Origin of the sequence: Mesobacillus maritimus (genome assembly GCF_023715205.1) — a bacterium.
GTDB lineage: Bacteria > Bacillota > Bacilli > Bacillales > Cytobacillaceae > Mesobacillus_B > Mesobacillus_B maritimus_C.
Genome location: NZ_JAMBNR010000007.1, coordinates 40,639 through 66,455, shown reverse-complemented (window position 1 = coordinate 66,455; position 25,817 = coordinate 40,639). Strand labels below are relative to the sequence as shown.

The 25,817-nt window shown below is 37.5% G+C and carries 26 protein-coding genes and 1 pseudogene; 6 read left to right on the top strand and 21 right to left on the bottom strand.

The window, feature by feature from the left end; all coding sequences use genetic code 11:
* Positions 1-128: 128 nt before the first annotated feature.
* From M3182_RS11395 to M3182_RS11335, 13 genes and pseudogenes are all read right to left on the bottom strand, one after another.
* Entirely contained in the window at positions 129-323 is a 195-nt protein-coding gene (locus M3182_RS11395; protein WP_251430459.1) for a hypothetical protein, read from the bottom strand.
* Between the two features lie 266 nt (positions 324-589).
* A complete protein-coding gene (locus M3182_RS11390; RefSeq protein ID WP_251558153.1) occupies positions 590-1,540 on the bottom strand; it encodes an L-lactate dehydrogenase in 951 nt (316 codons plus the stop codon).
* A 64-nt stretch (positions 1,541-1,604) separates the two neighbouring features.
* A complete protein-coding gene (locus M3182_RS11385) occupies positions 1,605-2,381 on the bottom strand; it encodes a DUF92 domain-containing protein (protein ID WP_251558151.1) in 777 nt (258 codons plus the stop codon).
* Positions 2,371-2,940 (bottom strand): 5-formyltetrahydrofolate cyclo-ligase, encoded by a 570-nt coding sequence (locus tag M3182_RS11380; protein ID WP_251430467.1) that lies wholly within the window; start codon positions 2,938-2,940, stop codon positions 2,371-2,373. Before M3182_RS11380 ends, M3182_RS11385 begins: the two co-directional genes overlap by 11 nt.
* 277 nt (positions 2,941-3,217) lie before the next feature.
* Complete coding sequence (gene rpmG, locus M3182_RS11375) at positions 3,218-3,367, bottom strand: 50S ribosomal protein L33 (protein ID WP_251430469.1); 150 nt, start codon at positions 3,365-3,367, stop codon at positions 3,218-3,220.
* An 83-nt stretch (positions 3,368-3,450) separates the two neighbouring features.
* Positions 3,451-4,110: a phosphate signaling complex protein PhoU gene (gene phoU / locus M3182_RS11370; protein ID WP_251430470.1), complete on the bottom strand. Its 660-nt coding sequence runs from the start codon at positions 4,108-4,110 to the stop codon at positions 3,451-3,453.
* A gap of 50 nt (positions 4,111-4,160) precedes the next feature.
* A pseudogene (gene pstB / locus M3182_RS11365) lies at positions 4,161-4,916 on the bottom strand (phosphate ABC transporter ATP-binding protein PstB); the annotation flags it as partial.
* A 93-nt stretch (positions 4,917-5,009) separates the two neighbouring features.
* Complete coding sequence (gene pstA / locus M3182_RS11360) at positions 5,010-5,894, bottom strand: phosphate ABC transporter permease PstA (RefSeq protein ID WP_251430472.1); 885 nt, start codon at positions 5,892-5,894, stop codon at positions 5,010-5,012.
* Position 5,895: 1 nt separating this feature from the next.
* Positions 5,896-6,849: a phosphate ABC transporter permease subunit PstC gene (gene pstC / locus M3182_RS11355; protein ID WP_251558149.1), complete on the bottom strand. Its 954-nt coding sequence runs from the start codon at positions 6,847-6,849 to the stop codon at positions 5,896-5,898.
* 114 nt (positions 6,850-6,963) lie between these two features.
* Entirely contained in the window at positions 6,964-7,950 is a 987-nt protein-coding gene (locus M3182_RS11350) for a PstS family phosphate ABC transporter substrate-binding protein (RefSeq protein ID WP_251430474.1), read from the bottom strand.
* Positions 7,951-8,195: 245 nt separating this feature from the next.
* Positions 8,196-10,310 carry a peptidoglycan D,D-transpeptidase FtsI family protein gene (locus M3182_RS11345; protein ID WP_251430477.1) on the bottom strand — a complete coding sequence of 705 codons (2,115 nt, stop codon included), beginning with the start codon at positions 10,308-10,310 and terminating at the stop codon, positions 8,196-8,198.
* A gap of 432 nt (positions 10,311-10,742) precedes the next feature.
* A complete protein-coding gene (locus M3182_RS11340; protein WP_251558148.1) occupies positions 10,743-11,960 on the bottom strand; it encodes an MFS transporter in 1,218 nt (405 codons plus the stop codon).
* 112 nt (positions 11,961-12,072) lie between these two features.
* Positions 12,073-12,681, bottom strand: a complete 609-nt coding sequence (locus tag M3182_RS11335; protein ID WP_251558146.1) for a superoxide dismutase — start codon at positions 12,679-12,681, stop codon at positions 12,073-12,075.
* A gap of 368 nt (positions 12,682-13,049) precedes the next feature.
* Here M3182_RS11335 and M3182_RS26385 point away from each other — a divergent pair, with 368 nt between their 5' ends.
* Positions 13,050-13,742, top strand: a complete 693-nt coding sequence (locus M3182_RS26385) for a Crp/Fnr family transcriptional regulator (protein ID WP_251430486.1) — start codon at positions 13,050-13,052, stop codon at positions 13,740-13,742.
* Between the two features lie 500 nt (positions 13,743-14,242).
* On the opposite strand, the gene M3182_RS11325 is transcribed toward M3182_RS26385, so the two are convergent.
* Complete coding sequence (locus tag M3182_RS11325; protein ID WP_251558144.1) at positions 14,243-14,722, bottom strand: DUF456 domain-containing protein; 480 nt, start codon at positions 14,720-14,722, stop codon at positions 14,243-14,245.
* Positions 14,723-14,782: 60 nt separating this feature from the next.
* Positions 14,783-16,414 carry a Na/Pi cotransporter family protein gene (locus tag M3182_RS11320; protein ID WP_251436458.1) on the bottom strand — a complete coding sequence of 544 codons (1,632 nt, stop codon included), beginning with the start codon at positions 16,412-16,414 and terminating at the stop codon, positions 14,783-14,785.
* A gap of 215 nt (positions 16,415-16,629) precedes the next feature.
* On the opposite strand from M3182_RS11320, the gene M3182_RS11315 reads away from it, so the two are divergent.
* From M3182_RS11315 to ispG, 3 genes are all read left to right on the top strand, one after another.
* On the top strand, positions 16,630-17,406 hold the full coding sequence (locus tag M3182_RS11315) for a DUF1189 domain-containing protein (RefSeq protein WP_349775450.1): 777 nt from the start codon (positions 16,630-16,632) through the stop codon (positions 17,404-17,406).
* 104 nt (positions 17,407-17,510) lie between these two features.
* Positions 17,511-17,855, top strand: a complete 345-nt coding sequence (locus M3182_RS11310; protein ID WP_251436455.1) for a hypothetical protein — start codon at positions 17,511-17,513, stop codon at positions 17,853-17,855.
* A 157-nt stretch (positions 17,856-18,012) separates the two neighbouring features.
* On the top strand, positions 18,013-19,107 hold the full coding sequence (ispG, locus tag M3182_RS11305) for a flavodoxin-dependent (E)-4-hydroxy-3-methylbut-2-enyl-diphosphate synthase (protein WP_251436453.1): 1,095 nt from the start codon (positions 18,013-18,015) through the stop codon (positions 19,105-19,107).
* Between the two features lie 113 nt (positions 19,108-19,220).
* Here the strand turns inward: ispG and M3182_RS11300 are convergent, their stop codons facing one another.
* The gene (locus M3182_RS11300) at positions 19,221-19,892 is read right to left on the bottom strand and encodes a DUF4190 domain-containing protein (RefSeq protein ID WP_251558142.1); all 672 of its coding nucleotides are present in this window, start codon (positions 19,890-19,892) and stop codon (positions 19,221-19,223) included.
* A gap of 199 nt (positions 19,893-20,091) precedes the next feature.
* Between M3182_RS11300 and M3182_RS11295 the strand changes: the two genes are divergently transcribed.
* The gene (locus M3182_RS11295; protein ID WP_251436450.1) at positions 20,092-20,661 is read left to right on the top strand and encodes a hypothetical protein; all 570 of its coding nucleotides are present in this window, start codon (positions 20,092-20,094) and stop codon (positions 20,659-20,661) included.
* Positions 20,662-20,804: 143 nt separating this feature from the next.
* Here M3182_RS11295 and M3182_RS11290 read toward each other — a convergent pair whose 3' ends face one another.
* The 3 genes from M3182_RS11290 to M3182_RS11280 are packed head-to-tail and all read right to left on the bottom strand — an operon-like array spanning position 20,805 to position 22,852.
* A complete protein-coding gene (locus M3182_RS11290) occupies positions 20,805-21,218 on the bottom strand; it encodes a Fur family transcriptional regulator (RefSeq protein ID WP_251436447.1) in 414 nt (137 codons plus the stop codon).
* A gap of 18 nt (positions 21,219-21,236) precedes the next feature.
* On the bottom strand, positions 21,237-22,079 hold the full coding sequence (locus M3182_RS11285) for a metal ABC transporter permease (protein WP_251436445.1): 843 nt from the start codon (positions 22,077-22,079) through the stop codon (positions 21,237-21,239).
* The gene (locus M3182_RS11280) at positions 22,076-22,852 is read right to left on the bottom strand and encodes a metal ABC transporter ATP-binding protein (protein WP_251436443.1); all 777 of its coding nucleotides are present in this window, start codon (positions 22,850-22,852) and stop codon (positions 22,076-22,078) included. Before M3182_RS11280 ends, M3182_RS11285 begins: the two co-directional genes overlap by 4 nt.
* 136 nt (positions 22,853-22,988) lie before the next feature.
* Between M3182_RS11280 and M3182_RS11275 the strand changes: the two genes are divergently transcribed.
* Complete coding sequence (locus M3182_RS11275; RefSeq protein WP_251436441.1) at positions 22,989-23,252, top strand: DUF2624 domain-containing protein; 264 nt, start codon at positions 22,989-22,991, stop codon at positions 23,250-23,252.
* A 105-nt stretch (positions 23,253-23,357) separates the two neighbouring features.
* Here M3182_RS11275 and M3182_RS11270 read toward each other — a convergent pair whose 3' ends face one another.
* A complete protein-coding gene (locus M3182_RS11270) occupies positions 23,358-24,251 on the bottom strand; it encodes a deoxyribonuclease IV (protein WP_251436439.1) in 894 nt (297 codons plus the stop codon).
* 18 nt (positions 24,252-24,269) lie between these two features.
* On the bottom strand, positions 24,270-25,595 hold the full coding sequence (locus M3182_RS11265) for a DEAD/DEAH box helicase (protein ID WP_251558140.1): 1,326 nt from the start codon (positions 25,593-25,595) through the stop codon (positions 24,270-24,272).
* Positions 25,596-25,817: the final 222 nt, after the last annotated feature.

Below are 25,817 nucleotides of genomic sequence, written 5' to 3'. Positions count from 1 at the left end.
AAAACTCCAAAGAAAAAGACCCAAATAGGCCTTTTCCTTAAGTTAAACTCTTATATTAGGTTATTTTGCTACAGAAACTGTTCACTAACAATTTTAACTTTGTGATTCAACAATCGTTTATAACTGCATTATCTAAACTCAGTTGGTCCTGAAAAGACTGTTTGAAATATTTTCTGTCGTATCCCTGGGATTCCTAATAGAGAGCCAATTGCAAACCTCCTAATTAAAGCGTTCCCTAGGATGCTATTCATGACCTTATAACGGTTTTGATAGATAAAATATCCTGCAAAGCTTAAAAGAAAAATCGAGACCATTTTTTTCATTATTTTCATCCCTCCACAACTATTTTGTGGAAAGAATTAATATTTTATCCATTTCATGTTTTATTCTTGAAGGCTGTTTCCGGAAAAACGGTTATTAAAATTCTTAAGCAGATTTTAACGCAATAATAGCTGTTTCTTTGGATCAAACGGGGTTTGGAAGCTCATTTTTAAAAAATTAGCTTTTTTTTATCCCCTATTTCAATTAGTGGTCTTTTTCCTTCAGAAGCAACATGGTTGAGAAAGTGCCTTGAACAAAGATGACTCAATTATGAAGGAAAAACCGAATTTTTTATTTCCCTAAGAACCTCGGCAGAATGGCGGAACTTGCTCATTTCGTCATCCGATAATGTCAATTCCACAACTTCCCTAATTCCACTTCGATTCACAATTGCCGGTACACCAATGTACAAATCCTCTTGATTGTACTCTCCATCGATGTATGCGGATACAGTTAATATAGAGTTTTCATTCTGCAAGATTGCTTTTGTAAGTCGAACAAGCCCCATAGCAATCCCATAATAGGTTGCACCTTTGCGTTCAATTATATGATAAGCCGCATCACGGACATTTATAAAAATCTGATCCAAATCCGCTTGCATATATTCTTCTTGTTCATTAATAATCGTATTTACTGGTTTTCCGCCAATATCTGCATGGCTCCATACCGGTAATTCCGTATCACCATGTTCTCCAATAATATAAGCATGAACATTTCTAGTATCAATCTGAAAGTAATCACCTAATAAAAAACGCAAACGAGCGGTGTCTAGAATGGTTCCTGAACCAATCACCCGTTCTTTTGGCAATCCTGAATACTTCCAAACTGCATATGTAAGGATATCGACAGGGTTCGTTGCGACGATAAAGATGCCATCAAACCCACTTTCCATCACATCATGCACAATCCCCTTGAAAATTTTTGTATTCTTTTCTACTAAATCAAGTCTTGTTTCTCCCGGTTTTTGATTGGCACCTGCGCAAATGACGACAATATCAGCATGTTTACATTCATTATAGCCTCCAAACCAAATTTTCGTAGGCGCTGGAGCAAAAGGCATACCATGGTTTAAATCCATTGCATCCCCTTCTGATTTTTCTTTATTTAGGTCAATCATAACGAATTCCTCTGCCACACCTTGATTCAGCATGGCAAAAGCATAGCTCGATCCAACAAACCCTGTGCCAATTAAAACAACTCGATTCACGCGGTTTTTCATATATTTCCTCCTTTTAGTATTATCTTTTCCCCTTCATAAAAGTTTTCATGACTGGTGTCTAGAGCTAATAAAGAGCCGTTCCTAGTAAAACAGCCAGTAACCCAGAGAGTAAGTTTACTACATCATTGTTCATCCACGCTTTTCCTTTGGATAAGGTTGTCTCTTGATGGCAATGAAGTAATTTTTCTGTTCTACAGCCGCATCTAGCACATCGATACTCTGCCTGAAGAAAAGCACCCAATAAAGTATCAATTAACATGCCAATAAATCCAAAACCAACAATAAAGAAAAACATTTTAGTATTGGTTTCAAATAGAAGAAGTGAAAGTACAGCAATAAACAATGCACCCAATAAACCTGCCATTGTTCCAACAAAGGAAATTGCACCAGAAGTCCCCGAAGCTACTACTTTAAATCCCCTAACTGAGATTGGTTGTTTCTTACTTAATGAACCTAATTCAGAAGCCCAAGTATCCGAATTTGAACTAGCTAATGCAATCCCAAAAGCCATTAAATAAATAGAATCTGACGATAAAATGGAGCAAATACCAGCTAAAGCTGCTAAACCTCCATTCGCTAATACTTGCGCCCAGTCTCTAGTTGAACCTTTTTCATGTATATGTTGGAACTCTACCATGTTTATCTTTTTATATTTTGAAAAAAGGCTAGAACTTAGAAAAAAGGCCCCCATTAGCAACAGCCCCTTTATTCCAAAGCCAAGTGCTGTACAGAGACCCACAAGAAAAGCCATTGCAGCACCTGACCAGCTCAAAAACGAAGATTTGACAGCAAGCATAGTCGCTATCAGAACAAGGAATATTAAACCTAAACTAGCTTCCACATACGAACACTCCTTGTGAAGTGATAATTTTCCCAACTGGTAAATCATGTGCTTCAACTGGAATCTCTTCAACCAGTTGCTGTGGGAAAGCTAAGCTAACTGTTTCATTATTATAATGCTTGAGAAAACGATCATAATACCCCCCGCCAAACCCAAGTCTGTAACCACTTGAATTAAAAGCTAAACCTGGCACTATTAATAAATCAATCTGATTAGGATCCACTTTTTTCGTTTTATCTACAATAGGTTCATACAGGTTAAAATAAACCCTTTCAAGTTGACTAAACTTTTCAAGGATTCGAAATTCCATTTCTTTTGTTTTTGGTAAACATTTTGGAATCACTACTTGTTTTCCTTGTTCCCAAGCTTTGCGGATAATTTGAAATGTGTCAACTTCTGGTGGTCTTGAAACAGTAATTCCAATTGTTTTTGCTTGCTTCCAACCAAGATCATTAAATAGATTTAAAGCAATCTGGTAGGATAAATCTTCATAAATCGGTAAATCAAGCTTCGCTAATTCCGACTTTAGTTTTTCTCGTATTTCCAATTTTCCATCCATTGTTAATGTAACCCCCTAATCAAGTTTTAGACATACGAAATGGATACCACTTCGTTATAATCGGCTATAGGTTTTTACAACACTCTTTACGAAAAACTGCATCTCGTAAAGAGTGTTGTAAATTTGAAAACCATTATAATGTGAAAATAAATTAATAAATATGTGGGTGTTTGCTATTTACAGTCTAAAATTAAGCCAAAACATTAGCAATAAGTTTAAGAAAAGAGTTTCGAAAAAAGGCAATAAAAAAAGCAGCCGGGAAGATTCCCGCTGCTGCTTATTTTGTTTCGCGATGTACAGTTGCACGCTTTTCTCTTGGGCAGTATTTCTTCAGCTCAAGACGATCTGGGTTATTACGCTTATTCTTTTTAGAAATATAGTTACGGTCTCCGCACTCTGTGCACGCTAACGTAATATTTACACGCATTTAATTTCCCTCCAAACATAACCTGTTTCATTCATACGACTTTTCTATAATAGCACTTTTCAAAGTGAAATGCTAGTATGTTTTTAATTATTTAAATCATATCGTTTGCCTTTAACTAGATAAAAAACATTCTCCGCAATATTCGTTGTATGGTCTGCAGCTCTCTCAAGGTATCGACAGATAAATAGCAGCTGAGTGATTTGCGGCGACTGATGTGGATTTGTAGCATTTAGCTGCAATAAGTCAACGATGGTTTGCCCATATAAATCGTCTACCTGGTCATCCAATTCAGCAATTTGTTTTGCTTTAGATAGATCTTCCTCACCAAACGCCTCTAAGGACATAGCTAACATTCTAGTTGTTAAGTTGTACATTTGTCTTATGTGTTCAATTGGTTTGACTAAAGGTTCTTTCCCGATGCGAATGGCAGATTTGGCAATATTCTCGGCAAAATCTGCAATTCTTTCAATATCATTTGCAATTTTGATCGCTACAATAATTCTGCGTAAATCGACTGCAACAGGAGATTGTTTAGCGATGAGAAGAATCGCTAGATCATTAATCTCTTCCTCTTGAATATTAGCTAATGCATCATCCTCAATGATTTTTAGTGCTAACTCGACATTTCCTGTTTCAAGAGCTTCTAATGCTTTAGTAAGTGCTGCTGCTGCAAAGTTTCCAAGTTCCATCAACTTCGTTTGTAACTGATTTAATTCTTCTTCAAATTTCTCTCTGACTACCATACCTGTACCCCCTGTTAACCTCACGATAGGATATTTTTAAAGGAATTGTCTTAACCAAAACGTCCTGTGATATAATCTTCTGTTCGCTTATCAAAAGGGGTAGAGAAGATTTGGTCCGTCTTGCCAAACTCTACTACTTCACCACTTAAGAAAAAGGCTGTTTTATCCGAAATACGGGCCGCCTGCTGCATATTATGAGTCACAATAATAATACTGAAATCCTTTTTTAACTCTTGAACTAGTTCTTCAACTTTCAAGGTAGAAATTGGGTCAAGTGCAGAGGTTGGTTCGTCCATCAAAATGACATCGGGTTCAATCGCCAATGCTCGGGCGATACATAAGCGCTGTTGTTGGCCGCCTGATAGACCATAAGCATTTTCATTTAGACGATCTTTAACTTCGTCCCAGATGGCTGCCCCTTTCAGGCTTTTCTCGACAATCTCATCAAGTGTTTTTTTATCCCGAATTCCATGAATTTTTGGTCCGTAAGCAACATTTTCATAGATAGATTTTGGAAAAGGATTTGGCTTCTGGAACACCATTCCAACCCTTGTTCGTAAATCCTCTACCTTAAACGAATGGTCGAGAATATTTCGTTCACGATACATTATTTCTCCTGAAATCCGAACTACCGGAATCAATTCAACCATTCGGTTTAATGTTTTAATATAAGTGGATTTCCCACAACCAGAAGGCCCAATAATAGCAGTCACTTCATTTTCATAGATTGACAGATTGATATTCTTTAACGCATGATCTTCCCCGTACCAAAGATTTAAATCTTTGGTATCATAAACAATCTTTTTAGAAGACATCGGATTTTTTGCCTCCTCCATAGAAGTCACAACTTGAAAACCTTTGTTCTTAGCTAATACAGACATAATATCGAACCTCCCGAATTAATATCTTTGTTGAAATTTATTTCGAATGAAAATCGCAACGGAGTTCATTAGGAACAAGACGACCAATAAAATGACAATCGTAGCCGCAGCCAAGTTCGTATACTCAGCTACTAAAGCCGAATCGAGTGTCCAATAATAGATTTGGACTGGTAAAATCGTAAACTTATCAAAAATCCCATCTGGAAGTGGAATCAATAAAGCAGGGATTCCAATTACAACAAGCGGTGCTGTTTCCCCAATTGCACGAGAAAGGGCTAAAATCGTCCCCGTTAAAATACCTGGTAAGGACGCTGGTAATACAACATTTTTAATCGTTTGCCATTTGGTTGCTCCCATACCATACGAAGCTTCCCTTAAAAATCCAGGAACTGCTCGAATTGCTTCTTGTGCTGCTACAACAACAACTGGGAGAACAAGCAGGGCCATTGTTAACCCACCAGCTAAGACGATATTTCCTAGATCCATTCCACGAACAAACACCGTTAAACCTAGAAGACCGAACACAACAGATGGTACTCCAGCTAAATTAGAAATATTTGTTTGGATAATTGTTTGTAATTTTCCTTTCTTTGCGTACTCCTCCAGGTAAATAGCTGTCCCGATCCCCAAAATCATTGTTACTGGTGCCACAACAAGCATGAGCCAAAACGTTCCAAGGATGGCCCCCATAATACCAGCTCTCTCCGGATCAGTTGATAATTTATTATTAATAAAGTCAAAGTCAATCCAAGCTGCACCATCACGAATTACTCGATAAATCAAAACAATTAATACTAAAAGTCCAAATAATGTTGCAAGCATAAATAAGAGCTTAGCCATTTTATTACGGAGTAATCGTGAACCCATTTTTTTCTGAACTAGGTTATGGTCAATCGATTTCATATTAATATTCCTCCCTAAATCTACGAGAAATATATTGCGCAAGCATATTCATAATCAGAGTGAAGACAAATAACGTAAACGCAACAGCATAAAGGCTATGGTATAAAGTTGTCCCTGCTGCTGCTTCCCCACCCGAAACTTCAACAATATAAGCTGTCATTGTTTGCATTGATTGTGTGACATCAAAAGTGAAATTTTTTGAACTTCCACTTGCAATGGTTACAATCATCGTTTCACCTATCGCTCGAGAAATCCCTAGGACAAAAGATGCAATAATTCCAGATATCGCCGCTGGAAGAACTACTTTGAATGTAACCTCTAGTTTCGTTGAACCTAATGCCAACGCACCTTCTCGCATTGAATTAGGAACTGAACTCATCGCATCTTCAGATAATGAGGCAACCATTGGGATAATCATGATCCCCATTACAATCCCTGGGCTCAAGATATTCGTCGGTTCTAATCCAGGAATAAAAGATCTTAATAATGGTGTGACAAAAGTAAATGCAAAAAAACCGTAAACAATCGTTGGAATCCCGGCAAGTATTTCAAGAAGTGGCTTTAAAATCCGGCGTGCTTTCTCAGATGCATATTCACTCAAATAGATAGCTGTCATTAACCCGATAGGAATCGCAACAAGCATAGCTATCACAGTGGAGATTAACGTCCCTGTTAATAAGGGCAAAACCCCAAAGACGGCATTATCTCCTAATGGCTTTAATTCCGTACCTGTAAAGAAATCTACTATTGAAACCTCTTTAAAGAAGAGGAAAGTTTCAGTAATCAGTGTTAATAAAATCCCAATTGTCGTAAGGATGGAAACAGTAGCTATAGCTAATAATGTGCCTGGCACTAGCTTTTCCATGATATTTCCAACACTCTTTTTCTTTTTCTTTTCAGCAATTAAATCACGAACATTTGTGTTTATTTGACCTGCTGTATTTTGTTTATGCAAGGTTGTTTCTCCTTTCAATTTTTCTATAAAAAGAAGGGGGATTTGAAATCATTTTTCATAAAAGGGAAAAGATGAGAAGTGAAGACTTCTCATCCTTCAATGGATTGATGCTACTTATTTCAATCCATTCAAAGTATCGACTGTTGCTTTAATTTCCTCCTCAGGAAGTGGAGCAAAGCCTGTTTCCTCAGCAACTGCATTCGCGTTCTCCATCGTGTAAATTGCGTAATCTAATACTTGTGGCTTTTCTTTTGCATGATTCACATTTAAATATGTGAATACCGGGCGAGTAAATGGTGCATAATCCCCATCTTCAGCAATTGTATCAACAGATGGTTCAACTGGACCATTTCCAAAGTCAACTTTCACAGCTGTTAACTTATCAGTGTTGCTCGCATAGTAGCCATATCCAAAAAATGCAATTGCGTTCTTATCTTTTGATACAAGATCAACAAGGACAGAGTAATCTTGTTGCAGGTTGATTCCATCAACTAAATCTTGTTCTTCAAGAATATTTTCAAACATAAATTCATAAGTTCCATGGTTTTCATTTGGACCGTAAGTTTTGATTTCTTCATCTGGGAAATCAGCACGAACGTCAGACCACTTTTGCTTTTCACCACTTGCAAGGAAGATGTCAATGATTTCTTCTTGTGTTAATTCTGTTGCCCAATCATTTTCTTTATTGATTACGAAAGTTAATCCATCTAATGCAACTTTTAATTCTTGTACTTCAATTCCTAATTCATCCGCTTTCGCCAATTCCTCTTCCTTAATAGAACGAGATGCATCATTAAAGTCTGTCCCATCTTCAGCAAGGAACTTTTGGAATCCAGCAGAAGTACCTGCACGACTTACTTCAACGGAAACATTTTCTTGTTCATTAGTCATATAATTTTCTGCCATTTTCGCCATGAATGGGTAAACAGTACCGGATCCGTCAACTACGACACTACCTTCTAATTCTGTAGATTCTTCAGTATCCGATCCACCTTCACTGTTTTCATTTCCACCTGACTCTTCTCCACCTCCACAAGCTGCGATAAACATCATTAGTGCAGCAAGTAAAGCGAGTAAACTAAATTTTTTTAGAGATTTCATTTCCGTATTCCCCCTAAAGTATTCGTTGTTTTGTCCTACAAGTAAAAGAATACAGACCTTTTTTTAACCTTGTATAAAAGGAATGTAAAGGTTTTGTAAATTCACACGAAATTTAGGTATATTTGTCGAATTAAGTAAAGATATTTAGGGAATTCCAAAATAAATAAAAACTCACCGAACATAGGCTTTTAGAGGAGACAAAAAAAGATGTCCTCGAAGCACAACTTCGAGGACATCACTATTACTTATTCTGATTCTGCATCAGACTGAGTTTTTTCTTCGTTTTCTTGATTGGTTAGACGTTCTTTCTTTAATTCAAAATAAGTGTCGAATACTCTTCGGCCAATTGTACTATTGGCTGTGTGACCACTATTCCCCTCATATGCCCAAGGTACCATAACAGACATGGCAACCTCTGGATTATCATAAGGTGCATATCCAACCAAACTTAAATTCATTACTGGTGGGGCCTCTTCAAATTTATGACGATCAGGACCATCATAAAAGGACTGTGCAGTTCCTGTTTTACCAGCCGGTTTATATTTGGCACTACCGAAGGTGCCATATGCTGTACCACCTGGCTCTTGCATTACCCGACGGAACCCTTCTTGAACACGCCCAATCCAGCCGTCCTCCAAATCAATTGTGTTTAGCACGACAGGCTCAAAAGATTTTAGAACGGAGCTTGGGTCATCACTGTCCAAGGCAGGCTCGCGAATTTCCTTAACCATTCTAGGTTGAATTCGGTTTCCACCATTAGCAATCGTCGAAACATATTGAGCAAGTTGCATTGGAGTATACGTATCATATTGTCCGATGGAAAAGTCCATTAAGAGACCAGGAAGTCTAGTAATTCCTTTAAAACCAGCCATTTCATTCGGTAAGTCGATTCCAGTTCTTACTCCTAAGCCATATTGTGCAAAGGAGTTTCTGAAGGTATCAAAAGCTTCATTATTAATAGAAAGTGGCTGATCGTACTGGTAAACACCTTCACCCAAATTAATGGCAGTTCTGAACATATAAACGTTGGAAGACACTTTTAACGCATTAATGTCATTTAAGACCCCTAAACCTGCCCTCCAAGATTTTTTCGCTGGAGTTCCTTTAATTTTAATCGGGGTATCAAGAAAAGTTGTTCCTGGTTGGATAGCGCCCGTTTGGAAACCAGTTAGAATCGTGGCACCTTTGACCGCAGAACCAACAGCATAGGAACTGGTGATATTTCCTAAGGCAAAGTCTTGCATAGACTGTTTTCCGGTTTCTTCATCTTTTACAATTCTTTTACCGGCCATCGTTAACACTTCACCTGTATTAGGATCCATTAAAACAACAAATGCTCTGTCTAGAAAGCGTGTATTCCCTTGTGATTTTGCTTTCCATAATTCTTCCTCAATAATCTTTTCAACTGCTACTTGTAAATCGGTATCAATTGAAAGGACGAGGTCTTTTCCTCTTTGACCTTCTGTGATAATTTCTGTGTCGAGTACATTTCCGGCTTTATCTGTGATATTTTTTACTTTAGCCTTCTGACCATGTAAGACATCCTCATACTGATATTCAAGATAACTCTTTCCCACACGATCATTTCGACTATAATCCCTAGCTAGATAATAGTCCACTTGCTCTCTAGGCAAACCTTCATCTGACTCGGTGATGTCTCCTAACACAGAATTTAGTGTAGGTTCTAGAGGATACTCCCTTGCCCAATCAGTAGTTGTATCGACTCCAGGCAGTTGTTCTAAATTTTCACTTACAGCTGCATATTCTTTAGCTGTTACCTCATTCTTTACAATCTGAGGTGTTAATGCATAACCTTTGTTAAATTCTTTAAAGATAGCTAAGACTTCTAATTCCTTCTTTGTTATTGCCTTAAGATCGGACTCAGTAATCCGCTCTAATTGGAGCTTATAAATTTCACTATCATCAAGCTCTTTTTCATCATATAAGTCCCATTCTTTTTCTGTGATTTTCTCTTTTGCTTCTTCAGGATGTTTTAAAATCCAAAAGTCTTTTTTATCACGTTCTCTAACATCTTCAGTGTCTTTTTCAATTAATTGCGCTAACTTCTCCGCAACTTCTAGCATTTCATCATTTTTAGTACTCTGGCTCCGCGTATAAGTAATAGCATTACTAGCTGAATTATCGACAATAACCTTCATGTTACGGTCATACATCTTCCCCCGGGGCACAGGACTGTTTACCGTTACATCTTCTGTTCGTTCAATTTCACGCTTGTAATCCTCACCATAGACGATTTGGACAATACCAAGTCGCAGGATTAACATTGAGAACAAAAGAAAGACAGCAAAAAATACTAGATTTAACCGAAAAGAGACTTGTTTCTTTTTCTTTTTTCCCATTTCTCCCCACCTTCTTCCTAAAGCAAAAGGTTGTCTTTGCATTACCTTTTATTTTATAGGAAAAGCAGGTATATTTCTACGAAGAAATACTAATCCCTTTTTTTACCGCGCTTCATGCTTAAACTAATGTCGATCTCTATTTTATAAAGGCTCTTTTCTCAAACTTTGTTTCTTTTGTACAATAAATACGACTGAATAAGCCAGGTTAAACAAAATAATTTCATTGTATGAGAAAAGAGCCTCTAACTTAACTTAGACTTTCAAAATCGTTAAAATGGCAAATAAAATCGGCTTTAGAATTTTAACTACAGTTTTTACGAAAGACTGGCCATTATAGAACAGTTTTCTGAAAGTCTTAAACTTTTAACTCAAAGAGGTAACATGTCCTAAAAGCCTCCTGAAAACAAGATTAGGGAAAGCGCGCTTCCCCGGCTAAGCGTATGATAGCTTAATTTGTCGGATGAAAAAGTATATGAGAGTATGACCACTTCCAATTATTAATAGGAGGATTGGAATACTTATTTCCTGATTAAAGTATTTAATTGCAATTAAAAACAAACTGATTGAAAGAATTCTTCCGATATTCAAAAAGACTTCTTTAACTACTATGTATTCAATCCTCATTTCTGCTGCCTTCCATCCTCTACCAATGACGTCATAACTTAAAGAGTTGTATGGAACTAGTAAAAGCGGATAGGCAACGGCAATTATCGCAGCATACAAGAGAAGTTTGTAATAGGTTAAATCAAAAATTAGCAGGAAAATGACCAAGTACAGAATGATGCCTCCGAGAAGTATGGCTTTTTTCCTCATTTGCTTTTTGAGCATTCGTGAAACTAAAAAATAGGTTAGAAAGGAAATTCCTGAATTGATCAAACCAAAAGTTCCAAGTGCCATTTCGCTCCCTGTTGATATAAACACAAACACAGAGACAATGAAAGCGAATGTACCTTCTCTTAGCCCTTGAAAAATGTGAGCATTCGTTACCATACGCCAATTTTGGCTTTGTGCTCTTTCTTGCCAAATACGTTTAAACCAGAACTTCCCTTCTGCTGGGCGTCGTTTAAGGAAAAAACTCAAAAATACCGCTACCGAAAATAACCCTAATGAAATTCCAAAAATAATTGAGTAACCGGCAAATTTCTCGAGTCGAGAAATGATAAACCCTGCTGCAAAAGGACCAATCATTCCACCTGCAGAAGAAAGGATTCCTAAAAAACCATTAAAAAAATCTCTTGTTTCTGGCTCAGTAATTTCAAACGTGAGAACATTAAAAGCCAACCAGTAGAATCCATACCCAACTCCTAAAAGGCCTCCTAACAGCAATAAGTACTCAGATGCATTCGAACCCGCAAATAAAACAGCGAGATAAAATGATGCCAAAAAAATAACGCCAACCCTTAATACAATGACCCGGTCAATTTTTTTCGCCCATCGTCCCGCTAAGATAAAGGTTACCAACTGCATGATAACAATCGCTAAGTTATAAAACCCAAGGTCGACATATTGTCCAGATTGTTTCCATAAATAGATATTTACAAACGTATTGGACAGTGCCACGCTCAAGGAATACAACCCGCCAATTAATAACAGTAAGGTTAAATCTTTAGTTAGTTCCACATCACCTATCAGTTTTTGTAATCTACTCATTTGAAACTCCCCTTTTCTTCTGAGTAGTTTTTAACAATCACTCCCTCCTTATTCACAATAAACATAAAGAAAAGGACAAGCGATTTCTGCTTGTCCTTTTCTTACTAAATCATTATTTTGCAGCGTTATAACGCTTGTTTACTTCTTCCCAGTTTACTACATTCCAGAATGCACCGATGTAATCTGGTCTTCTGTTTTGGTAGTTAAGGTAATAAGCATGCTCCCAAACATCTAATCCAAGAACAGGAGTTTTCCCTTCCATTAATGGAGAGTCTTGGTTAGGAGTGCTTGTTACTTCAAGCTCACCGTTATTCACAACTAGCCAAGCCCAACCAGAACCAAAACGAGTAGTTGCAGCTTTTGTAAACTCTTCTTTGAATGCATCATAGCTACCAAACTTATTGTTGATTACTTCTGCAACTTCACCTGTTGGAGCACCGCCACCGTTTGGTGAAAGGATTTGCCAGAATAGAGAATGGTTAGCATGTCCGCCACCATTATTGCGTACAGCTGTACGTGCAGCTTCAGGAACTGCATCAAGGTTAGAAATAACTTCTTCTACAGACTTAGAAAGAAGCTCTTCGTTACCTGCTAAAGCATTATTCAAGTTAGTCACATACGTATTGTGATGTTTTGTGTGATGAATGTTCATTGTTTCCTTATCAATGTGTGGTTCTAGTGCATCATATGCGTAAGGTAATTGTGGTAATTCAAAAGCCATTTTTAACATCCTCCTATGTATTCGTATGATACCTTAAGAATGCTCCAACTATCTGGTATAAGATATTAGAACCATTCTAAAGGCTCTAGGAATAGATTACCAAACAACAGTAATGGATTCAAATAAAACGTTTCATTTTAACCCCACTAAGTTTATGTTTTTAGCTATTTTATTATGCAATTATTTTCTTCTATTGAGAAATCCACAAAGTTTCGAAAAATCGACATTATTATTTAAAATCAGTCCTGTCAACGATTTAAGTCGCTCCCCCGCCTTTGGGGTTACCAAATTATGTAAAAACACTATTGACATAGTATCTACAATTACTTTAAATCAAAGGTGTAAAGGCTTTATAGGGAGTGATCCTAGTGGAAAAAAATATAAGTTTATTCAGTTTAATATTACAGCACTTCATTGAAACAGAAGCCATTCAGAAAGTTCCGGCAAACTCCATCCTTTTCCAAGAAGATGAGTTAGTTGAACATATCTATTTAATTATAAATGGAGCTGTTTCTATTGGCCGTGTGCATATGAAGGGGAAAGAATTCATCTTAAAATTACTAAATGGAGAAGAGATGATTATTGAATATGAACTGTTTAAACATAATCCTCGCTACCATTTCACTGCCAAAACGTTAGCAGATACCGAAGTTATGATGATAAAAAGAGAGGCTTTCGAGAAATATATACTAGCTGACCAAACAGCGATGAATGCCCTTTTGCACTGGCTAAGCAGTCGCTACTTAAAAGCGCAAATGAAATGCCAAGATTTGATTATGAACGGAAAAAAAGGAGGACTTTACTCCATTTTAATCCGACTCTGCAACAGTTATGGCGTAAAAACAGAAGAAGGAATTCTTATCGATCTCCCGTTGACACACCAAGAACTGGCCAACCTCACATACGGGACTAGAGAAGTCATTCAACGGATGTTAAAAGAACTAAGAGAAAAAGACATTATTTCTTATGACCAACTAAAGTTCACCGTAAAAAACCTTAACTACCTAAAGCAAACAGTAGATTGCCAAAACTGCGCATTCGAAATCTGTGGGTTAAACTAGAAAAGCGGAAACGGCTCGTTCAACTCCGACAGGCATAAGGCGCACCTGAATAAAAGGTGTTCTTTGCCTTTAATTCAGGGGTGACTTATGACCCGAGGAGTTAGCCGTTGGAGCTGGACAACTAAAAGCGGAGGCGACTGGCCAGCGACGTATGGACTGGAGCCTCTTTGACTGAATAAGACTTTTTTTTGGGCTTTATCCCTTAGAAAGTCGATCAGATTAGACAGTTTTCCTGTGTGTGCACTGCTTTCTGTCCTTCAAACACTCGTTGGGAGACACTTTCCCGGCACACGCTCTGCTTTCTGTCCTTCATACTTATCTCGCAAACGCCACTCGTTCTTACTTTCAGCGCTTTAAAAATTCTGTCCTTATAACAAACATTCTGAAAAACCGTAGCAGCCTTAACTCCCTTAAAACCGCAACTAGACAAACTCATCACCCTATGACCTTTGGCTCTAGAAATACAAAAAGCGGAAACAGGTTCTAAACCTACTTCCGCACTAAATCACAATGAAAAAATACACAATCATTAGCACCTGAACGATGCCTTTCGTAAACGCACTTGTGATAAACCCTATAACAGATCCAAACCCAATCCTAATAGCCTCTTTGACCTTTCTTCTATGTACGACAAGCTCTGCAATGATTGCCCCTAAAAATGGCCCTATGAGAATTCCAAGCACTGGGATGATAAATGGTCCAGCAATTAAACCAATCGTACTACCCCAAACCCCAGCTTTCGATCCACCAAATTTTTTTATTCCAACCATATTGGCTATATAATCCGCTCCAAATAACAAAATCACAAATAACAATTGAATACTCCAAAACAACCAACTAAATGGTTCGAACGAAAAAAAAGCACCGTAAAGAAGGAAACCACCTAACAAAAATAAGACACTTGGTATCACAGGATATACAAGCCCGGCAAAGGCAATTACAAACATTAAACCGATTATTAACCAAAAAATTATGTCCAACCCAATCAACTCCTCTCCCAAAATAAAAAGCAAGGGGAACTCCCCCTTGCTAGTTTACCTCTAATGAGTTTCCCCTAGAACATAATCCGCTATATTTACAGCATGATCGCCTATTCTTTCTAAGTTGCTGACAATGTCAACAAACACAATTCCAGCTTGGCCTGTACAAGCGCCTTCTGTAATACGAAGGATATGTTGTTTTCTTAAAGTTCTTTCCATCTTATCAATTTCTTCCTCTTTCTTAACTACCTTTTCAGCAACTGTACGATCATTTTGATCTAGTGCTTGTAGTGCATTTTTCACTGTAGAAATCGTAAGAGAAAACATTTTATTAAGATCATCCATCGCTAAATTCGTCATCTTTACTTTATTGGCTTGTTGATATTCAACCAATTCGAGGATATTTTCAAAATGATCTCCAATTCGTTCGATATCACGGACAGTATCCATTAAGTTACTATGAACTTCTGAGTCTTGTTTAGACAACGAACTCGTTGATAATCTAACTAGATAATCTGTAATTTTTCTATCAAGATTATTTATTGCCTCTTCAAGTTGATAAGCGGTATTAGCATTTTTACTATTTTTCGTTTCTAGGTAACCTCTTGTTTCTTCTAGTCCTTGAACTGCAAATTGCCCCATCCGTAGTACTTCTTCTTTAGCTTGACCTAAAGCAATGGACGGTGATTGTTCAATAAAGATTGGATCAAGGTGTTTTGCCTTATAATCCACAATTGTGTCTTTCCCTGGAATTAACTTAGTAACAATAAAAGCAAGAACTCCTACGAAAGGTAGCTGGATGATTGTATTCGTTGTATTAAAGATCCCATGCGCGAACGCAATAGTCATCTCTGGGTTAAGGTTCATTCCAGCTTTAATCGCTTCAACCAAGTTCGTAAATGGAATTAACAAAATTAAAAAGATTAATGTACCAATCAAGTTAAATAACACATGGGTAGCAGCAGCACGACGAGCCGCAACAGAAGCCCCAATAGATGCTAAAATTGCCGTAATAGTTGTACCAATATTGTCACCGAAGAGAACCGGTAGTGCAGCATCTAGGGTGATGAGACCATCGCCAAAAAGTCCTTGAAGAATACCGATAGTCGCACTTGAACTTTGAACGATAACTGTAAAAACAGTACCAATAACTACCCCTAATATCGGATTTGTACTCATTTGGACCGTTAGCTCATGGAACGCCTCAAGGCTCCGGAGAGGTTTCATCCCAGCACTCATAAGCTCAAGGCCATAAAATAATGCACCGAATCCAAATACGATCTGACCAAAATTGTGTACTTTTTGATTTTTAAAGAAGAAAAGCAGAATTGAACCAGCAGCTATGATCGGAAGTGCATATTCACCAATATCAATTCCGATGATAAAGGCTGTAACAGTGGTACCAATATTGGCACCCATAATAACCCCGATAGCCTGTCTTAAGTTCATAAAACCCGCACTAACCAGCCCGACCGTTAAAACCGTTGTGGCAGAGCTACTTTGGATTAGAACTGTTACGAAAATCCCTGCTAGTACCCCCATTACCGGATTCGTGGTAAATCTATCTAACAAGTCACGCAAGCGGTCACCCGCAGATTTTTGAAGTCCGTCTCCCATGTATTTAATTCCGAAAAGGAAAATACCAAGACCGCCCAAAAATTCAAACAGCATAGCCTGTACATTAATATCCATTGTTTCAACCCCTACAATTTTTTCGACTAATTTCTACAAAACCTCCCCAATTATGTAAGATGAACATGGAGATTGTAAATATTATTTTGAGTAAATTTACAATACCTTAACATTTCTCCCTTATGTTACAAAAATGTTACAAACAAAATAGTTATTGCTTGTTATTCACTAATCCCCAAGATACAATAATACAGTCATTAAAAATAAGGAAGTGAATAAACATTAATTTATTTAAACAATTTTTCAAAAGTCTCTATTCTCCAAAAGATATTGCAAATTTTCGCGTACAAGGAATCGGAAAAACCATTCTGTATGTCTTTCTTTTGTCTCTATTATCCGTCATTCCTACCCTTTATTATACAAACTCAACATTAACACAAGCCGTGAATGGGATCGAGGAGATAGTAAAGCAAGAATTACCAGATTTCCAAATTAAAAACGGAAACCTAGTTTCGTCAGAAAACAATCCTGTTACCATTACTAAGGAAAGTATAACCATAATTTTCGATTCAACAGGATCGATCCAAAAAGAAAACTTATCTAAAACTGGAGCAACATTAGCCCTTCTCCAACAAGAAATGGTGTTAAGTTCTGGTGGTGAGGTGAATTCGGTTTCTTACTCCATGATGGGCTCTGATACGATTACAAAAGGAGAATTAGAATCATTTATTGAGGAATCCAACTCGCTGATGGCAATCTTCATTCCAATTCTTTCAATTGCAATGTATCTTTTTGCCACAGGAATTAAGCTTATTGAGATTTCAGTTCTTGCCCTAATTGGACTTCTGTTAAAGAATATTGCGAAGAAGACACTAAGTTATCGAGAACTATGGAGGATGACCACATACAGCATTACACTGCCAACGGTCTTTTTCACGATTATGTCTCTTGTTCAAACCACCGTTCCATTCGGGTCACTAATCAACTGGTTCGTAAGCTTGACTGTTTTACTGCTAGCGATCCAAGAGATTGACCAGCCAGAAAAAAATTAAATCGAATTTTAGAAACTGCACCTTAAAAGGTGCGGTTTTTTTGTTCTAAATCCTCTAACTACTGCATATAGATGGACAAACCTTAAAATTGGAGGATTGTTCCAATGAAAAAGCTGGCAGGATTCTTATTTATCGTTCTTGTACTATATTCAATATACAATGACCTTAGCAACGGCAGTTTACCTACCTCCTCTAATAACAGCAACGCAATCGAGGCAAAAGCTGCACCACAAGAAGTTAATACGAAAGAAACAAAACCATTTTTCGAAAAAGAAATATTACCGGGAGATACTGTTCTCTCCGTACTGGAAATGCAACTAAACGCATCACTCCCTGTCCCAATTTCTCAAGCTATAACAGATTTTGCAGACTTAAACAATGGGACAACCCCCGAAGAGATTATGATTGGACAAACATATAAGTTTCCGGATTATACTCAAGCAAGATAGTGCAGGTTAAAGATAACACCATTACTTTGTTTTAACTCTATAAACAAGGTAAAACATCTTCCTTGTCAACTTTCACTGCGGACTGATAATATATAAAGGTGTACAAAATGAAAAGGAAGTGCCTTATTTCTTTTTCAAACAAAGGAGCGAATCACTGTTGAGTGAAATAACACACCGTACAAAAACCCGACCTGTTCGTGTGGGAAATTTAACTATTGGCGGCAACAATGAAGTTGTCATCCAAAGTATGACAACGACAAAAACACATGATGTTGAAGCGACAGTTGCGGAAATTAAACGACTTGAAGAGGCTGGTTGCCAGATTGTCCGTGTCGCATGCCCAGACGAACGTGCAGCGAATGCGATTTCGGAAATTAAAAAGCGAATTAATATCCCACTTGTTGTTGATATTCATTTTGACTATAAGTTAGCGCTAAAAGCTATTGAAGGCGGCGCGGATAAAATCAGAATTAACCCAGGCAATATTGGAAGACGTGAAAAAGTTGAGGCTGTTGTCAAAGCTGCAAAAGAGCGTGGAATTCCAATTCGCATTGGGGTAAATGCAGGTTCACTAGAACGAAGAATTCTTGAAAAGTATGGCTATCCAACAGCCGATGGAATGGTTGAAAGTGCTCTGCACCATATCAAAATTCTTGAAGACTTGGATTTCCATGATATCATCGTTTCGATGAAAGCCTCTGACGTAAACCTTGCGATTGAAGCCTATACAAAAGCTGCCCAAGCATTTGATTATCCGCTACATTTAGGAATTACTGAGTCTGGTACGCTATTTGCAGGAACTGTAAAGAGCGCTGCAGGATTAGGAGCTATTTTAAGCAAGGGAATCGGAAATACGGTCCGAATTTCGTTAAGTGCCGATCCTGTAGAGGAAGTAAAAGTAGCTAGAGAACTATTGAAATCATTTGGATTGGCTGCTAATGCAGCAACACTAATTTCTTGCCCGACTTGCGGAAGGATTGAAATCGATTTAATTTCAATTGCAAATGAAGTTGAAGAGTATATTCAAAACATTAAAGCACCAATTAAGGTTGCGGTTCTTGGCTGCGCTGTTAATGGTCCAGGAGAAGCCAGAGAAGCGGATATAGGGATTGCAGGAGCACGTGGTGAGGGATTATTATTCCGACATGGCAAAACCGTTCGAAAAGTCCCTGAAGACCAAATGGTTGAGGAATTAAAAAAAGAAATTGATAAAATTGCGGAAGAAAAACTAAAAGAAATGGCACAGCAGTAATTATTGGCGCAAGGTGCCGAGCCTTGCTCTCATTAAAGCAATAAGCTCTTTACTTTTAAATTAAGAGAAGGTCCGGAAGTTCCGGACCTTCTTTTTTTGCTCCCTAGAATGCTTTAATAGAACGGTAACACAAACATGCCAATGATGATGGAAATAGCTCCAATTCCAATAGCCCAGTTTGCAAGACCTTTCGCTCCTCCACGTTTCCTTGCAACAAAACCTAGTACAACACCTGTTATCCCTAAGACAATTGGAAGAACAAATAGGGAAAGAATTGAGATGACCAAAGCAGATATCCCAATAATTCCTGATCTGGCCTTCATCGTCTCTTGATCGTTATCTGCATCTGACTGACGATCACGACCAAGGCTTACAGGAGCAGCAATTTCTGCAGCAGTCTCTTCCCCATATGTTGACTCTGTTTCTCTAGACAACTGAGCTTGAGAGCCGGTATCCATTCCAGATACCTGGTTATAATCTACATTATTTTCGCTTGGTAGAGCAGAAGCAGTTGGTGTTGAACTATCTGCTCTCTCAGCATTAATGTTATTCTGCAAATAAGTCTTTTCCCCATTTGTCGAATCCGTTTTATTAGACGATTGTGCTTGAGAGCCGGTATTCATTCCAGATACCTGGGTGTAATCGACTTTATTTTCGCTTGGTTGAGTAGAAGCAGTTGGTGCTGAACTGCCTGCTCTCTCAGCATTGATGTTATTTTGCAAATAATCATGTTCAGGCTCGTTCAAATATCCGGGTTTATCCTGGTTACGTAAATCGTCTGCCATCATAATCCCTCGCTTTCATAGTGGAGCATTTATAGTGTTAGCAAGGAAAAGAAATTTTACGATGACAATATTTACTACCGATGATGACCAACTATACAAGTTGAATTCTGTCGAAAAAAGGAAAAACATCTTCAAAGCCCCGTAGGCATCTGCTAAGATAAAACAAGAAGAGAATATGAACAGAGGAGAATTGATTCACATGAAGAAGCGTTTTGGGATTGACATCGATGGAACCGTTACATGCCCATCTTCAATGGTTCCGTTTTTAAATGAAGCTTTTAATTTAAACATCACATTAGATGATGTAAAACAATATGATTTAATGCCTTTAGTATCTGTTTCCGAACAGGAATTCGCTGAATGGTTTACAAATAATGAACCCAAAATTTATTCACAATCTCCACTAGCTAAAGGAGCAAAAGAGATTTTATCCAAATGGTCCAATGATTATGAACTCTTTTTCATTAGTGCTAGACGGAATCATCTTCTTGACGTCACCACAAATTGGTTCCAAAAACAAGAGATTGATTATGATCATGTTGAATTGATCGGTAGTCATGATAAGGTTTCAGCAGCAAAGAAACACGATGTTGATTTATTTTTTGAAGACAAGCATGATAATGCTGTCATGATTCATGAAGAATGTAACATTCCAGTTCTATTATTTAATACACCATATAATCAGGATCCCATTCCAAAAGGAGTTATTCGTGTCAATGACTGGTTTGAGGCATCCCAGTGGGTGGACAAGTGGTTAAAGTCAAACTAAAAAAAAGAGCAGGCAATTTTGAAGGAGTTTAACGCTACGGCTCTTCAAGCTAATAGAGAAATGTTTATGCAAGCTTTTGTAAATCATTTCAATTTCATATTGCAAGCGCAAAAAAATAGTCCTCCCCTTTGGGTGGACTATTTTTATTGTATACATTCAGGGCATTTCCCGTAAATCTCGAACTTATGTCCTGAAACATCATACCCTTTTAAATTTTCATTCAAAGCAGCCATTGGACATGTTTCAATTTCTTTGGTTTTTCCACAATCAAGACAGATAAAATGATGATGGTGGGAATGATCGGAACAGGCAAAACGGAAATGCTTTTCGCCTGATAACTCTGTCATTTCTAAAATACCAAGCTCTACAAAAATGGAGAGGTTTCGATAAATGGTATCAAAACTTAAGCCTGGGTATTGATGCTTCAGTCGTCCAAGCACATCACGGGCGGTTAGATATTTTTCATTGACCGAAAATAATTGGAGCATTTCTTCCCGCTTCCCTGTATGTTTGTAACCAGATTCCTTTAGTCGATCCATTGCTTCATTTAAATTCATTTTTTGCCTCCACCCCCATTAAACGGCTGTTCTTACCGCAAGCTTTTTAAAAACAACAGTTAGGATTAGGATTAAAACAGAAATCATCACGATGGTTCCCCCGGGAGCCAAATCCAAATAATATGAAAGGAAGAGACCACCTAAGACAGCTGTCTCACCAAATAAGATAGAATAAAAAATCGTTTGCTTAAATCCTTTTGCAATTCGAATACTAGCAGCGACTGGCAATGTCATTAAAGAGGATACCAAAAGAATCCCTACAATCCTCATCGAAGCGGCAATAACTAGAGCAACCATGACAATAAAAATAAAATGAATCGATTTTGCTGCTATTCCTGTAGCCTTTGCATATTCTTCATCAAAAGATAACAAAAATAGTTCTTTATAAATAAGTCTAATTACAAGAATAACAAAAATACTAATGATGATAATTGTCCATAAATCTGTTCTGCTAACAGCACTAACACTACCAAATAAATAACTAAATAAATCTGTATTAAATCCATCAGCTAATGAAATGAAGATGACCCCTAATCCAATCCCACCGGAAAGAATAATCGGAATCGCTAACTCTTCGTAATGTTTATATACACTTCTTAATTTCTCGATTAGTACGGCTCCCCCTACCGAAAAAGCCATTCCCATATATAAAGGGTTTAAGCCTAAGAAAAGTGTTGAATATTTTCCAAGAAATAAACTTGCTGCAATTCCTGCCAGCGTTACATGGCTCAATGCATCTGCAATTAGAGATAATCTTCGAACCACGATAAAAACCCCCAATAATGGGGCAATAATACCGATAATCATGCCCGAAAGAAAGGCATTCTGTAAAAACTCATATTGGAAAATACCCGAAATCATGTATGTGCTGCCTCCTCGTGATGGTCGTGCGTAAGAAGCTGTACTTCATGTCCATAGATTTCGGAAAGTCCGATTTTTTGTTCCTCGAATTCACTTGGTGTCCCATGAAAGAATAACCCTTTATTTAGACAAGCTACGTTTGTCACTTTATCCGAAATGACACCGATGTCGTGGGTAACCAATAATAATGTAATCCCAGCTTTATTTAATTCTTCCAACATTTCATAGAAAGATTGAACATTTTCTGCATCAACACCTACAGTGGGTTCATCCAAAATAAGCAGTTCTGGTTCGCTAACGAGAGCTCTTGCGATAAAAACCCTCTGCTGTTGCCCACCAGAAAGCTCTCCAATATTTCGATCCATGTACGCTTCCATCCCAACAGATGCAACTGCCTCTTTAACTTTAGCAGCATCTCGCTTTGAGAGGGAACGAAATAAACCCAACTTTTTTGTCAAACCACTAGCGACTACCTCATATACTGTTGCAGGGAACCCAGTGTTAAAAGAATTAGCTTTTTGCGAAACGAACCCAATTTTTTGTTGGTCCCTAAAATGTTTGCTATCTTCACCAAAAAGCTTAATTTCTCCTTTTTGAGGTTTTATGAGTCCCAATATTAATTTTAATAGGGTAGATTTTCCTGAGCCATTTGGACCTACGATACCAAGAAAAGCACCCTTTTCAATGCTAAGATTCACGTTTTCTAATATATTTTCCCGTTCATAGCGGTAAGATAAATTTTTTATTTCTATTATAGGAATCTTTCCGTTCAACTTTATCACCTACAAAATAAGAATCATTCCGATTTACTCACGTAGTATACCTTATGGCAGAAAAAAAGTAAATACAAGATTCTTCCTGTCACGAATAGATTTGAGTCCTCATACCTTACAAAGAGGAGTGATGAGAGTGAAAATTTTTGAAAACATCGTGAATCACAAAGTCAACAATATTACTGGTGAAGAATTATTAAAGTATGCCGAGCCATTTAAGTTATCAATTAGCCGAGCGCAAGCTGATAAGATCGCTAAGTACCTCAGAGGTCAAAAGGTTAATATTTTCGATGACCGTGAACGAGCAAAATTAATTAAGGAAATTGCAAAAGTTGCTGGTCCGGAAACAGCAAAAGAAGTAAATAAATTATTTTTGTTGTTTACTAAGGATAAAAAATAATAAAGCAATCTGCCTGACCAAGACATATGGAGCGGATTAATACTTGTTTTTGTACCTAGAATTAGGAAAGAGAAAAAGCTGTGAAAATTTCACAGCTTTTTCAGCTTATCCTTGTAGAATCTGGTCAAGTAAGTTTTCTTCGAACTTCTTGTTTTTTAACATTTCAATCTCATGGCGGTAAGGTGGTTTTTTATTTTTCTTATCTTCACCAACGTAAGGAGTTTCGAGTATTTTCGGAATATCCTGCAGTTGCGGATGATGAACAATATAATTAAGTGCTTCAAAACCAATGTGACCGAAGCCGATGTTTTCATGGCGGTCCTTTTTCATACCGCGATCATTTTTACTATCATTAATATGGAGGACCTTTAGTCGGTCAAGTCCAATAATATTGTCAAATTCATTAAGGACGCCATCAAAGTCTTCTACGATATTGTATCCAGCATCATGTGTATGACAAGTGTCAAAGCAGACTGATAACTTATCATTGTGCGTAACACCATCGAAAATCATCGCTAATTCCTCAAACGATCTACCGCACTCCGAACCTTTACCTGCCATGGTTTCTAATGCGATTTGAAGGTTTTCGTCCCCAGTTAGAACCTCATTTAACCCTTCGATGATTTTTTTGATACCTTCTTCGGCACCCGCACCCACATGGGCTCCCGGATGGAGAACAATTTGTTTTGCTCCAATCGCTTCTGTCCGCTCAATTTCACTTTTCAAAAACCGAACCCCTAAATCAAAAGTGTCAGGGTTGGTTGTGTTTCCAATATTTATAATATATGGAGCATGAACCACGATTTCATCTATGCCATTCTCAGCCATATGTTGGCGGCCAACCTCGATATTTAAATCCTCAATTTTCTTTCTTCTAGTATTTTGTGGTGCACCTGTATAAATCATAAAAGTATTTGCTCCATATGAAACAGCTTCTTCACTTGCTGCTAAAAGCATTTTCTTTCCACTCATTGATACATGAGAACCAATTTTCAACATATTCCTTCCCCCTAGTTTCTATCCTCTACTATTTTTTCGTTTCTCAAGTCTATTCGCTTTTCTTTTAACTTTATCAATATCAGCCTGCATTTTCTTTTTATATCCAGGCTTTACCTTCTGAGGTTTCTTAACCATTGATTTTACCTTTACATCAACCTCGGATTCCTTCTTTTTGCGATTTTGACGTTTATTACGATCTGCAATCTCAATGATTTCACCTTTTGAAAGATCTACATGTTGGAACTCTATACCCATTTTTTCGAGACGATTTAGCGCATCCTCATCAGATGTTTCATAAATAGTAAGAGCGATCCCAGAATAACCTGCACGGGCAGTTCTTCCAACGCGATGAATATAGAAATCCAAATCAGATGGTAGTTCATAATTTATGACATGGCTAACGCCTTCAATATCAATCCCTCTTGCTGCAAGATCGGTGGCTACTATATATTGAAACTCTAAGTCTTTAACTTGCTTCATCACGCGTTTCCGTTCACGCGGAGTTAAATCCCCATGAATCCGCCCAACTTTTACTCCTTGTGCAATCAATCCATCGGCGACTTCATCTGCTTTCTTTTTCGTATTAGTAAAGACAATCGCCAAATATGGGTTAAAAGCCAACAAAGCAGAGTGAACAAGACCAACCTTATTCCGATGTTTCGCAGGCAATAGCATATGATTAATTTTTTCAGCTGTCCTTTGTTTAGGATCTACCTGCACATAGGTAGGGTTGTCCATATATTTTTTCAGAAATGGTTTAAGTTTTTCAGGGATTGTTGCTGAAAAAACAAGCATTTGGATTTTTTCTGGCATTTTACCTGCAAACTGGTCGACATCATATAAAAAGCCCATATCCAACATTAAGTCGGCTTCGTCAACAACTAGCATTTCTGCTTTATGGATTAATAAGGCATTCTCTTTGACAAGGTCGTTAATTCTACCAGGGGTTCCTACAACAATTTGTGGCTGATTCTTTAATTTCTCGATTGCTCTCTGCTTATCTGTTCCACCAATAAAACATCGAACTGTAAAATTTTCTTCCTCATTTGCGTGTTTTAACACTTTAAGAATTTCATGATAGATTTGATTCGCTAACTCTCTCGTTGGCGCCGTAATCACGGCTTGTACCTCATTTAGATTCGGATTTATTTTTTCAATGATTGGGAGGATATAGGCATGCGTCTTCCCTGTACCTGTCTGGGATTGCCCAATTGCACTGTCCCCTTTTTCAATGATTGGAAACAATTTTCCTTGAATTTCAGTTGGTTCGAAAAAACCGAGTTCTTTTACAGCCTCAAGAATAAACGGTTTAAATGGATATTGTTCAAATTTAGTTAATTTCATTAATTAAAGCTCCTTTTGCCTTTACATTTTCTGGAGTTTCGAATCGCCTCGTCAACATCGACCTCTTACCCATCCTGTTATTATAATCGACAATCAAAAAAATCGCCATTTATCCTTATTTTACCCTTTTCTTATCAAAATTTTCCCACCGATGAGAAGATTTCTATTTTTCCAAACCAAAAGCCACTTAATGCATATCCTGATAATGAAAGCATTTTTGAA

Bases quoted from the DNA above. Each gene is read 5' to 3' on its own strand.
- M3182_RS11395 (WP_251430459.1), bottom strand. From the start codon at position 323: ATGAAAAAAATGGTCTCGATTTTTCTTTTAAGCTTTGCAGGATATTTT.
- M3182_RS11390 (WP_251558153.1), bottom strand. From the start codon at position 1,540: ATGAAAAACCGCGTGAATCGAGTTGTTTTAATTGGCACAGGGTTTGTT.
- M3182_RS11380 (WP_251430467.1), bottom strand. From the start codon at position 2,940: ATGGATGGAAAATTGGAAATACGAGAAAAACTAAAGTCGGAATTAGCG.
- rpmG (WP_251430469.1), bottom strand. From the start codon at position 3,367: ATGCGTGTAAATATTACGTTAGCGTGCACAGAGTGCGGAGACCGTAAC.
- phoU (WP_251430470.1), bottom strand. From the start codon at position 4,110: ATGGTAGTCAGAGAGAAATTTGAAGAAGAATTAAATCAGTTACAAACG.
- pstA (WP_251430472.1), bottom strand. From the start codon at position 5,894: ATGAAATCGATTGACCATAACCTAGTTCAGAAAAAAATGGGTTCACGA.
- M3182_RS11350 (WP_251430474.1), bottom strand. From the start codon at position 7,950: ATGAAATCTCTAAAAAAATTTAGTTTACTCGCTTTACTTGCTGCACTA.
- M3182_RS11345 (WP_251430477.1), bottom strand. From the start codon at position 10,310: ATGGGAAAAAAGAAAAAGAAACAAGTCTCTTTTCGGTTAAATCTAGTA.
- M3182_RS11340 (WP_251558148.1), bottom strand. From the start codon at position 11,960: ATGAGTAGATTACAAAAACTGATAGGTGATGTGGAACTAACTAAAGAT.
- M3182_RS11335 (WP_251558146.1), bottom strand. From the start codon at position 12,681: ATGGCTTTTGAATTACCACAATTACCTTACGCATATGATGCACTAGAA.
- M3182_RS11320 (WP_251436458.1), bottom strand. From the start codon at position 16,414: ATGGATATTAATGTACAGGCTATGCTGTTTGAATTTTTGGGCGGTCTT.
- M3182_RS11310 (WP_251436455.1), top strand. From the start codon at position 17,511: ATGAAAAAGCTGGCAGGATTCTTATTTATCGTTCTTGTACTATATTCA.
- M3182_RS11300 (WP_251558142.1), bottom strand. From the start codon at position 19,892: ATGGCAGACGATTTACGTAACCAGGATAAACCCGGATATTTGAACGAG.
- M3182_RS11295 (WP_251436450.1), top strand. From the start codon at position 20,092: ATGAAGAAGCGTTTTGGGATTGACATCGATGGAACCGTTACATGCCCA.
- M3182_RS11290 (WP_251436447.1), bottom strand. From the start codon at position 21,218: ATGAATTTAAATGAAGCAATGGATCGACTAAAGGAATCTGGTTACAAA.
- M3182_RS11285 (WP_251436445.1), bottom strand. From the start codon at position 22,079: ATGATTTCGGGTATTTTCCAATATGAGTTTTTACAGAATGCCTTTCTT.
- M3182_RS11270 (WP_251436439.1), bottom strand. From the start codon at position 24,251: ATGTTGAAAATTGGTTCTCATGTATCAATGAGTGGAAAGAAAATGCTT.
- M3182_RS11265 (WP_251558140.1), bottom strand. From the start codon at position 25,595: ATGAAATTAACTAAATTTGAACAATATCCATTTAAACCGTTTATTCTT.